Below are 10,243 nucleotides of genomic sequence, written 5' to 3'. Positions count from 1 at the left end.
AAATCGGGTTACTATATCAAAATCTTCTTTCTTTTCAATTAACGAGTCGTGTTGCATTCTGTAAGCCACCAAATCTTCAATGGAAACAATTTTTAAATCGAATTTTTTTGCCACTTCCACCAGTTGAGGTAAACGAGCCATAGTACCATCTTCATTCATGATTTCAACAATAACTCCAGCAGGTTTTAATCCAGCTAGGCGTGCAAAATCAATAGCAGCTTCTGTATGCCCCGTTCTTCGTAAAACGCCACCTTCTCTCGCAACTAACGGGAAAATATGTCCTGGTCTTGCTAAGTCAAAAGGTTTTGTATTATCGTCTACTAGAGCTTTTACTGTTTTCGCTCTATCAGCTGCAGAAATACCAGTTGTTACCCCATTTCCTCTTAAATCTACCGAGATGGTAAACGCTGTTTCTAATGGATCCGTATTGTTGTGAACCATCGGGTTTAACTCCAACTCTTTACAACGATTCTCTGTTAAAGGAGTACAAATAAGTCCGCGCCCATGTGTGGCCATAAAATTGATCATCTCAGGAGTTACCATTTCGGCAGCGGCTAAGAAATCGCCTTCATTTTCTCTATCTTCATCATCAACTACAATAATTACCTTACCAGCCCTAATATCATTAATGGCTTCTTCTATGGTATTTAACTGTATTTTCGAGGTGCTTTTTGGCATTTTAAGCGTGGACATAGTCGTTATTTAAATGTGGTGCAAAGATATGGCTTATTTTAATCTAACAGAAAGGTCTTCTTTAATTTTGTTCCTTCTTAAGTAATGGGTTAAAGGATAAAAAACAAAACTAAGTAGTAAGGTAATCGGGTTTTTAGTTACTCCTTTTAAGTCAATGAGCTTGTAAATAGATAGCAGATTGAAATAAGAAACCAAGTAGTAAATAAAATAAACTATAAAGGAAATAATACTTAATTGAAGGCAAACCTCTGCAACTTCTTCTAATTTATTGTTTCTTAAAATAAAATAAAGAGGTAATAAGATGGCTCCTATAATGTATAAAACAAGAGTGATTTTAGCATATTCCTTATAGTCTTCATGCTTTTTTCTTATAATACCGTAGCTTTTAACAGGTACTAATGGTTCTAGCGTATCTTCTTGTTTTTCGTTTATAATCTCTCTTACAGCTTCTGGAAGGTCAGGTGAAGAAGTTTCAGTATCTTCTTTATCCTTAATTCTTAAAAGCTTTTTAATTGGTTCTATGATATGGTCGAACTCAAATAAACCACGGTCTTCCGTAGCACGTTTGGTTAAATAAATACCTAAAGGCAACATAACAAGCGTAGAAAACCAAGAGGCGAAGACTGGATCCAAACTTCCGTCTTTAGCACTGTTTTTAGCGAAAATTCCTATAAAATGATAGGTTAGGAAAAGTAGAATAGCGACAACCATTGGTAAGCCTATTCCACCTTTTCTAATTAAAGCACCTAACGGAGCTCCAACAAAAAACAAAATAATACAGGCAAAACCTAAAGCTAATTTTTCGTGTAGGGCAATGATATGTCTATTAAGCCAAATTCCTTTATTTTTAAATCCTTGCTCTTTAACTTGAATGATTTGGTTTGTGCTTTTAAAGACGTTTTGGGCCAATTCAATTAGTTGTACTTTGTCTTTATTGCTATATAAGTCTAAAATGTTAGACTGGTAAGTATTCTCTTTGTCAATAGAAATACCTTTGTTCATATTAGGGAAATTACTTCTACTATATAAATCTGAAGCTAATTCCTGGATGTCCTTATCTTTATCAATTCTTAGAGTATCAATAGTATAACTTAAATCGCGAATGTTTAACATGTTGTATTTATCACTAATGTCTTTTTGTTCTAAATCAACATTGTTTAGGTTCGATAAATCTACATTGATAGTATACTTTTTGAATTGACTTTTAGTCATTGGTTTTTTTTGCCTGTTTTTATGATCTTTAGGAGGTGTATCATCATAAAAATAGCCATCAAAAAGGATGAGTTGTAATACATCGGAGTCTTCATCGCCTTGTAATTCACCAGTTTTGGCGTAGATAGTTGTATAATTTCCCGAATGAGTTCCTTTCTTTTGGTGTATAAGTACTTCTTTTAAAAATTGGCCTCTATCTCCAGTTTTATCTTCTACCTTAATATTGTATTCGTTTCCAACCTCATTAAATTGACCTTTGGCAATAACCATAGCGGGTTTTAATTTGGCAATATTTTTTCTAAGATTATAAGAATTGTATTCAGCCCACGGGATAACGTTGTTTGAGAAAAAGAACGTTGTTATTCCCAATGCCACAATGAAAATACTAAGCCCTTTCATGGCTCTTTGCAGGGAAATCCCTGTAGATTTCATGGCTGCAAACTCATAGTTTTCAGCAAAACTTCCAAACACCATAATGGAAGCTAGTAAAATTGTAAGGGGTAGTACTAAAGGTATTAATTTTGGAGAAAAATACAGTAAGAATTTAGCAACTACTACCATGTCTAAGTCCTTGCCAGCCAACTCTTTAATGTAGAGCCAGATGGTTTGTAAAACAAAAATCAGCATGAGTATAATAAACACGCTGATAAAAGTCTTTAGATAGGAGGTTAGTATGTATCTGTCTAAAATCTTCAAGAGTTACTTAATCCAATTTATTAATGTAGTAATCTTTATACTTATTCTTGTCAAAAGTAAATAAGGATTTTGAAATAGGTTCATTAGTTTTAAAAGAATTAACAGTTAAAGTTGTTTTTGTACTGTTTTTTCCAACCTCAATTAAATTGTAAATATGTTTGGTTTGAGCATCAATACCTAATAACACATATTTTATTTCAGAATTTGAATCGATAGGTGTTAATTTTACATATTGAATTTTCCTTCCTTTTACATCTTGTATGATATCCATTTTATAGGAATAACCATCTTGATAGAAGGTTAACATTTTGCTAGGGGTAATGCTGTTTTCATCGTTTGGGTTATCTGAAGAAATAGTTACTTCTTCATCATCTGGGCTAATACTGTAAAGTGTTTTACCATCAAAAATTCGGGTGGCTCCTAAAATATTCAACCTGTACTTTTCACCTTGCAACACCACATCTCCTCGGGTTTCTTGCTTGATGTTTTCGGCGGTATTATCTAAAGCATACTTAAAGTCTATGGATATATTTTCGTAGCTTTTAGCTTTTTGAGAGACTTCGTCTAAAAGCGCTTTTGCTTTACTATCTTGAGCAAAGGATACGGTACTAATTAAAAGTGCTAAAATAATCGTTACTTTTTTCATTGAATTGTTTTTATTCATTTCTTTTTATCTTGATTAAGGTTAATAGATAAAGAAACTTACTTAATTAAATTTATTCATTCTCTAACAATTGATCGAGAGCAACTAAATCAGGTACTAAAACTTGTCTTGCTTTACTACCTTCAAAACCACCAACAATTCCTGCTGCTTCTAACTGATCGATTAAACGTCCAGCACGGTTATAACCTAATTTTAACTTCCGTTGTAAAAGTGAGGCAGAACCTTGTTGAGCAACAACAATAATTTCGGCAGCTTCTCTAAATAATTTGTCTCTCTCGGATATATCTATATCAAGACTTGTGCCACTTTCTTCTCCAACGTATTCAGGTAATAAATAAGCATCCGGATAAGCTTTTTGCGAACCTATAAATTCAGTTATTCTTTCAACTTCCGGAGTATCAACAAAGGCACATTGGATTCGGATCATTTCGTTACCTTGGGTGTAAAGCATATCTCCACGTCCAATCAGTTGGTCGGCTCCAGAGCCATCTAAAATGGTTCTAGAATCTATTTTACTAGTTACTCTAAAAGCAATTCTTGCTGGGAAGTTGGCTTTAATTATACCAGTAATAACGTTAACGGAAGGACGTTGTGTTGCAATAATTAAGTGAATTCCAATGGCACGAGCTAATTGTGCTAAACGGGCTATTGGAGTCTCAACTTCTTTCCCAGCGGTCATTATTAAATCGGCGAACTCATCAACCACTAAAACTATATATGGTAAAAATTGATGGCCTTCTTCTGGGTTTAGTTTACGTGCTTTAAATTTTTCGTTGTATTCGGCAATATTTCTGCATAAGGCATTTTTTAGCATTTCGTAGCGATTGTCCATTTCAATACACAACGAATTTAAAGTGTGAATAACCTTTGTATTATCGGTTATAATAGCATCTTCACTGTCTGGAAGTTTTGCTAAATAATGTCGTTCTATTTTATTGAATAAGGTTAATTCTACTTTTTTAGGGTCCACCAATACAAACTTAACTTCAGCCGGATGCTTCTTATATAATAGTGAAGTTAAAACAGCATTCAGTCCAACCGATTTCCCTTGCCCTGTTGCTCCAGCCATTAATAAATGCGGCATTTTAGCTAAATCGGCTACAAAAGTTTCGTTGCTAATTGTTTTACCTAAAGCTACTGGCAATTGCATGTCTGATTTCTGGAATTTTTGCGATGCAATTACAGATCTCATGGATACAATGGTAGAGTTTTTATTAGGAACCTCTATTCCTATAGTTCCTTTTCCTGGAATTGGAGCAATAATTCGAATTCCTAGAGCAGATAGCGAGAGTGCGATATCGTCCTCTAAGTTTTTAATTTTTGATATTCTAACTCCAGCATCTGGAACAATTTCATAAAGCGTAACTGTAGGACCAATTGTAGCCTTTATACTAGCAATACCAATTTTGTAGTTGTTTAAAGTATCTACAATTCGGTTTTTGTTTTCCTCTAACTCTTCCTGATTAATTGTAATTCCTTCGGAATCATATTTTTTTAATAAATCTAAGGATGGAAATTGGTAGTTTCTAAGCTCTAAAGTAGGGTCGAATTGACCATAGTCTTCCACCAATTGGTTAGCAAGGTTATCGGTTTCTGAAATTTCTTCTGGAATTTCTTCAACTTCAATAGTCATTTCTGGTTCTTCAAAAACGGGTTCTTTTTTCGGTTTATCTGGAGTTAAAGGAGATTCTTGTTCCTTAACTTCAACAGGAACAGACTCCGGTTTTAAATTGAAAGCAGCTTTTATGTCTTCAGCTTCAGCGGTTAAATCGTTATCTAAAGGATTTACAACATCTTCATTAGAGGGTTTAAATTCTTTTTTAATATCATTGCTTGCCTTCTGAAAGAGATTTTTAAAGGTTTCGGCAGTTACTTTAAACCTAATGGCTAAATAAGTTATCAATAAGAAAATAAGAAGTAGGGTAGTACCTATTTTACCTAAATAATCTTGTAGGTATGAGTTTATTTCAAAACCAATAGTACCACCTAGAAAATCTACATGTTCTGTAAAGAAACCAAATAGAATGGAAAACCATGTAATAATAAGGAGCCCCCAAAACCAATGTCTTCTTAGTTTTTTAAGACTCGAATTAGAAAGAACAAATGCTCCAGAAAGAAAAATAAGTCCTGCAAATATGAAGGAGGCAATTCCAAAGCCACGATGAATAAAGAAATCGCTTATCCATGCACCTGTTTTGTTGAGCCAATTTTCTGGTTTTACTTCTCTAGATGTAAATTCTGTTAATGTGCTTTGATCTACTTTTCCTGTAAACAGAAAAGAAAAAAAGGCAATAAAAAGCAAAATACCAAGAAGAACTAAAAAGCTACCTAACACAAGTTTTTGTTGGTTTGATAACTTAAGTTCTCGGAATTTAAACTTAGGTTTATTTGATTTGGTAGATTTCTTTTTTGCCATATATAATTTCAGAAACGCAGAAATGATTTAATTGTAAATTGAGGTTTTTGAATATTTTGCTCAATGCAGCAAAAATACAAATTACTAACGTTTATCCTAATGGTAAAAGTATTTAAAAAAACTTAGGAAAATAAATGATAGAACCGATTATCATTGCGGTTATGGCTATTATAAAAACGGCGCCAGCTGCCAAATCTTTAATAAGTCCTATTTTTGGATGGTATTCCGGGTGAATGAAATCTGCGATCTCTTCAATAGCTGTATTTACTCCTTCAACAGCTAAAATTAAACCAATAGCTAAAGTTTGAAGGATCCATTCAGTGGAACTTAATCCAACCCAAAAACCTAGAACCGTCATGAGAATACCAATGGAAACCTGAACTTTAATACTAGCTTCTGTTTTTATCAAAATCCACGCACCCTTAAAAGCATATCCTACACTTTTAACTCTATTTACAAAAAAAGACTCTTTGTTATTCATCCATTAAAGCTTCAAGTGCAGCTTTGTAGTTTGGCTCCTCAGTTGTTTCAGAAACTTGCTCTGTATATTTCACATTACCGTTTTCATCTAAAACTACAACACATCTAGAAAGTAAGGCTTCTAAAGGTCCATTGGTAAATGTTAAGCCATAGCTTTTCCCAAAATTACCATCTTTATAATCAGATAAGGAAATAACATTGTTCAAACCTTCAGCACCACAAAATCTGTTTAATGCGAATGGAAGATCTTTAGAAATGCATAACACTTTAGTATTTACTAATTCTGAAGCTTCAGTATTAAATTGTCTAACAGATTGAGCACAGGTTCCTGTGTCTACACTTGGAAATATATTTAATACAACTTTACTACCTGAGTAGTCACTTAAAGATTTCGTTTTTAAATCTGTTGATGTTAATTTAAAATCTGGAGCTTTTGTTCCAAGTTTAGGAAGTGTTCCAGATGTTTGTATTGGGTCTCCGTGTAAGGTTACTGTTGCCATAATGTTTATATTTTTTTAATTGTATAAAAATACTAAATTATTAATAGTTCCCTTCTATGGTTTTTAAGATTTATAGAAGAAATTTATTGAAAAAATTATAGACCGTGTTGTTTTAGCAAGTTACTAAAGATTTTAAAGAATAAAACGGAAATATTTTAGCCAAGTCATGTAATGAAAAAGCCTCTTAAATGGAAGTTTAAGAGGCTTTTATTATTTATATCTAAAGTTCTATTTATCTATAGAACCAAGAACACGTTTCATAAAGCTGTTTAATGCTTCTTTTTGAGGTGTTCCTTCTTTTATCATTTTGTTCACTTCAATAGCACCGTACATATTAGAGATAAGTTCTCCAATAACGTCTAATTCTTCATCTTTTAATGAAGGAACTTCTGTTAGAGCTTCGAGGGTTTCTATAGTTTCTATTACAAAATCTTCATCATTCTCCTCGATAAATTGTGTAAGATGTTTTATTATAGGTAGTTTCATATATAATTAGTTTAAATTGTCTACCAATTCTTTTAACACATCAATTTTATTTGTTTGCACCTGATTTACGAAATCTCCTTTTTTGAAGGTAGCAAAGGTTGGTAAATTATCAACAGTTGCAAGTTTTCTAGATTCGGTAAACTTTTCAGCATCTACTATAACAAAGGTTTTACCTTCGTTTTCTGAAGCTAATTTCTTGAATTTAGGTTTCATAATTCTACAATTCCCACACCAAGATGCAGAAAACTGAACAACAACCGAGTCGTTATTGTTTATAATATCCTGTAAATTGTCTTGACTTAATTCTTGTACCATATCTTATAATTTTTTTAATCCCCTGTCTTGCCGACAGGCAGGCTGTTTTTTTATTCCACTTTTAAACTCCATATTCCAATACATTGTGATTGGAATATGGAACTTTAAAAGTTGGAAAATTTTGTTTTAGTGTGAAGCTAAATAAGCTGCAGTACCTTTTGCATTTGGCTGCATAGCGTCTTTACCTTCTTCCCAGTTTGCTGGACAAACCTCACCTTTTTCTTGTACGTGAGTTAAAGCATCGATTATTCTTAAATATTCATTAACGTTTCTACCTAATGGCATGTTGTTAATGCTCTCGTGCTGTACTGTACCTTCTTCATCAATGATGTATGTAGCTCTGTATGTTACGTTGTCACCTTCTACTTGAACGGTGCCAGTTTCTTCGTCGTATACTTCATTTTTAATATCTAAAATACCTAAAATGCTAGAAAGGTTTCTGTTGCTATCTGCAAGAATAGGGTAAGTTACACCTTCAATTCCTCCATTATCTTTAGATGTGCTTAACCATGCAAAGTGTACTTCAGGAGTATCACAAGAAGCACCAATTACAATGGTATTTCTCTTTTCAAATTCACCTAGAGCTGCTTGGAAAGCGTGTAATTCAGTTGGACATACAAAAGTGAAATCTTTTGGGTACCAGAATAAAACTACTTTTTTCTTGTTGTTTACTGCTTCTTCTAGAACGTTCACTTTAAAAGTGTCGCCCATTTCATTCATTGCGTCAACGTTTAAATCTGGGAATTTTTTTCCTACTAATGCCATGTTTTTTATATTTAATTGTTAATAAATTTCTTTACTACAAATATAAGCTAGAAAGGCATAATTTAATAGCTAATGAAATATTAAGATTTTATTGTTAGATAGATTTAACTTATAGCAGCAGAGAAAATCGATAAGATTAATTTATTTGTCAGATAGTTGTTTTATTTTTATTTGAAGAGCAGCAAAAAACAAGGTGGTAAATGGGCTTAGCCAATTAAAAATGGCATACACGAAATATTCGCTAACTCCAACCCCTAAAACACCAGATTGATAAGCGCCACAGGTATTCCATGGAATTAGTACCGAAGTAACAGTTCCTGAGTCCTCTAAGGTTCTACTTAAGTTTTCAGGTGCTAATCCTTTATCTTGATAGGCTTTTTTAAACATTTTCCCAGGAATTACTATTGCCAAATATTGATCACTAGCAATAGTATTTAAACCTAAACAACTTATAACCGTACTTGCAAATAAGCCAAAAACGGTAGTTGCTACAGAAAGTAGAGCTTTAGTTATTCTCGACAAAGATCCAATAGCATCCATGGTGCCGCCAAAAACCATAGCACAACAAATTAAAAGTATGGTCCAGATCATTCCTTTCATGCCTCCGGCAGAAAACAAATCGTTTAGTTTTTCATTGTCTGTTGTTATTTGAGAATCTGTAAGTATAGCATTTAGTATGGCATTGAATTTAGAAGTTCCTAATCCGTCTAAAATACTAGGCTGAAATATAAATGCGAAAACAGCTGCAAGTAAGACTCCGGTTCCTAAAGCAACTAAAGGCTTTGTTTTTAATAGGATAAGAGCAATTACTACTAAGGGAACAATAAATAATAAGGGTGTAATGTGAAAGGTGTTTTCAATACTACTTAATAAACTGCTTAAATCAGCAGTACCAGTTGTGTCGATATTTAAACTTATAATAGAAAAAGCAATTAGGGTAATTATTAAGGTGGGTATGGTGGTATAGGTCATATAACGGATATGAGTAAACAAATCTGTACCAGCCATGGCAGGGGCAAGGTTCGTTGTATCGCTTAATGGAGACATTTTATCTCCAAAATAAGCACCAGAAATAACTGCTCCAGCTATCATTCCAACAGGAATGCCAAGAGCGCCACCTATCCCAATTAGTGCAATACCAACTGTTGCCGAAGTAGTCCAAGAACTGCCTGTGGCAATTGAAATTACGGCACAAATAATAATTGATGCCGGTAAGAATATTGTAGGACTCAATACTTGTAAACCATAATAAACCATGGCAGGGATAACACCACTAACTAGCCAAGTTCCGGCTAATGCACCCACCAAAAATAAAATCAAAATTGGTGTAAAAACACTTCTTAAGTTTTCCCAAATTTCTTTTAACATAAGGCTGATTTTAACCTTGTTGAAAAAACCAACAATAGCAGCAATTCCACCACCAATTAATAAAATAAACTGATTAGAATATTCACCTAAAGCTTCACCGTCAGCATAAAAGATGTTATAGGCAAGCATCATCATTAAAAGAACTACGGGTATAAGGGCTTCCCAAATACTTAATTCTTCGTTATTTATTATTGTTTGATCTTCTATGTCAATTTCACTTTGGTATTTATCGTCTTGCATTTGTTTAGTTAGTTAAATGGGATTGTAATGTTACGATTTTCACATTAAGTATGCAAATGCTTTCAATTCCCCTTCCTATGTATAAAATAATTATTCTTTTTAATGCGTGAGAATAAATGTATTATTTTGATTGTTTTTACTGAAAATCAATGGTTTGTTTCGATGTAAATGCAACTATGTTTGGCGATGTGTGTATTATAACTTTGAAAGTATCGGTTTTGTCGAAATAACCTTTTAGACTATTGAAGTTTAGTTTCTGTGCTTTATCTTTAGTAGTATAATTTTATAAATCATGAACTTCCATAAAAATATCATTCTATTAAGTTTGTTTTTTGTCTTCTTTTTTAAAGTTTCGGCACAAGTAGGTATTGGTACTACTAATCCGGATCCATCTTCTGTTTTAGATGT

Annotated in this window: 10 protein-coding genes; all 10 read right to left on the bottom strand. The window is 33.1% G+C overall.

Annotated elements, in window-relative coordinates; genetic code table 11:
* Window positions 1-693: 3,4-dihydroxy-2-butanone-4-phosphate synthase (gene ribB, locus VKY41_RS09250; RefSeq protein ID WP_500814163.1), on the bottom strand; the 693-nt coding region annotated here is incomplete at its 3' end.
* 33 nt (window positions 694-726) lie between these two features.
* A complete protein-coding gene (locus tag VKY41_RS09245) occupies window positions 727-2,601 on the bottom strand; it encodes an LptF/LptG family permease (RefSeq protein WP_500814162.1) in 1,875 nt (624 codons plus the stop codon).
* Window positions 2,602-2,608: 7 nt separating this feature from the next.
* Window positions 2,609-3,247: an outer membrane lipoprotein periplasmic chaperone LolA1 gene (gene lolA1, locus VKY41_RS09240; protein ID WP_500814161.1), complete on the bottom strand. Its 639-nt coding sequence runs from the start codon at window positions 3,245-3,247 to the stop codon at window positions 2,609-2,611.
* Between the two features lie 70 nt (window positions 3,248-3,317).
* Window positions 3,318-5,681, bottom strand: coding sequence for an FtsK/SpoIIIE family DNA translocase (locus tag VKY41_RS09235; RefSeq protein WP_500814160.1), 2,364 nt, complete (start codon window positions 5,679-5,681; stop codon window positions 3,318-3,320).
* A gap of 112 nt (window positions 5,682-5,793) precedes the next feature.
* Window positions 5,794-6,162 (bottom strand): diacylglycerol kinase, encoded by a 369-nt coding sequence (locus VKY41_RS09230; protein ID WP_500814159.1) that lies wholly within the window; start codon window positions 6,160-6,162, stop codon window positions 5,794-5,796.
* Complete coding sequence (tpx, locus tag VKY41_RS09225; RefSeq protein WP_500814158.1) at window positions 6,155-6,661, bottom strand: thiol peroxidase; 507 nt, start codon at window positions 6,659-6,661, stop codon at window positions 6,155-6,157. The genes VKY41_RS09230 and tpx overlap by 8 nt, the downstream gene beginning before the upstream one ends.
* 228 nt (window positions 6,662-6,889) lie before the next feature.
* Window positions 6,890-7,147, bottom strand: coding sequence for a DUF6952 family protein (locus VKY41_RS09220; protein WP_500814157.1), 258 nt, complete (start codon window positions 7,145-7,147; stop codon window positions 6,890-6,892).
* Window positions 7,148-7,153: 6 nt separating this feature from the next.
* The gene (locus tag VKY41_RS09215; RefSeq protein WP_500814156.1) at window positions 7,154-7,462 is read right to left on the bottom strand and encodes a thioredoxin family protein; all 309 of its coding nucleotides are present in this window, start codon (window positions 7,460-7,462) and stop codon (window positions 7,154-7,156) included.
* Between the two features lie 126 nt (window positions 7,463-7,588).
* Window positions 7,589-8,227, bottom strand: a complete 639-nt coding sequence (locus tag VKY41_RS09210; protein ID WP_500814155.1) for a peroxiredoxin — start codon at window positions 8,225-8,227, stop codon at window positions 7,589-7,591.
* A gap of 141 nt (window positions 8,228-8,368) precedes the next feature.
* Window positions 8,369-9,835, bottom strand: a complete 1,467-nt coding sequence (nhaC, locus tag VKY41_RS09205; RefSeq protein WP_500814154.1) for a Na+/H+ antiporter NhaC — start codon at window positions 9,833-9,835, stop codon at window positions 8,369-8,371.
* Window positions 9,836-10,243 lie beyond the last annotated feature (408 nt).

This window comes from Xanthomarina sp., from assembly GCF_035306605.1.
In the GTDB taxonomy this organism is placed as follows: Bacteria; Bacteroidota; Bacteroidia; order Flavobacteriales; family Flavobacteriaceae; genus Xanthomarina.
The sequence above is the reverse complement of the archived record's forward strand: the minus strand, read 5'-3'. Positions and strand labels throughout refer to the sequence as shown.

Bases quoted from the DNA above. Each gene is read 5' to 3' on its own strand.
- lolA1 (WP_500814161.1), bottom strand. From the start codon at position 3,247: ATGAAAAAAGTAACGATTATTTTAGCACTTTTAATTAGTACCGTATCC.
- VKY41_RS09235 (WP_500814160.1), bottom strand. From the start codon at position 5,681: ATGGCAAAAAAGAAATCTACCAAATCAAATAAACCTAAGTTTAAATTC.
- VKY41_RS09230 (WP_500814159.1), bottom strand. From the start codon at position 6,162: ATGAATAACAAAGAGTCTTTTTTTGTAAATAGAGTTAAAAGTGTAGGA.
- tpx (WP_500814158.1), bottom strand. From the start codon at position 6,661: ATGGCAACAGTAACCTTACACGGAGACCCAATACAAACATCTGGAACA.
- VKY41_RS09220 (WP_500814157.1), bottom strand. From the start codon at position 7,147: ATGAAACTACCTATAATAAAACATCTTACACAATTTATCGAGGAGAAT.
- VKY41_RS09215 (WP_500814156.1), bottom strand. From the start codon at position 7,462: ATGGTACAAGAATTAAGTCAAGACAATTTACAGGATATTATAAACAAT.
- VKY41_RS09210 (WP_500814155.1), bottom strand. From the start codon at position 8,227: ATGGCATTAGTAGGAAAAAAATTCCCAGATTTAAACGTTGACGCAATG.
- nhaC (WP_500814154.1), bottom strand. From the start codon at position 9,835: ATGCAAGACGATAAATACCAAAGTGAAATTGACATAGAAGATCAAACA.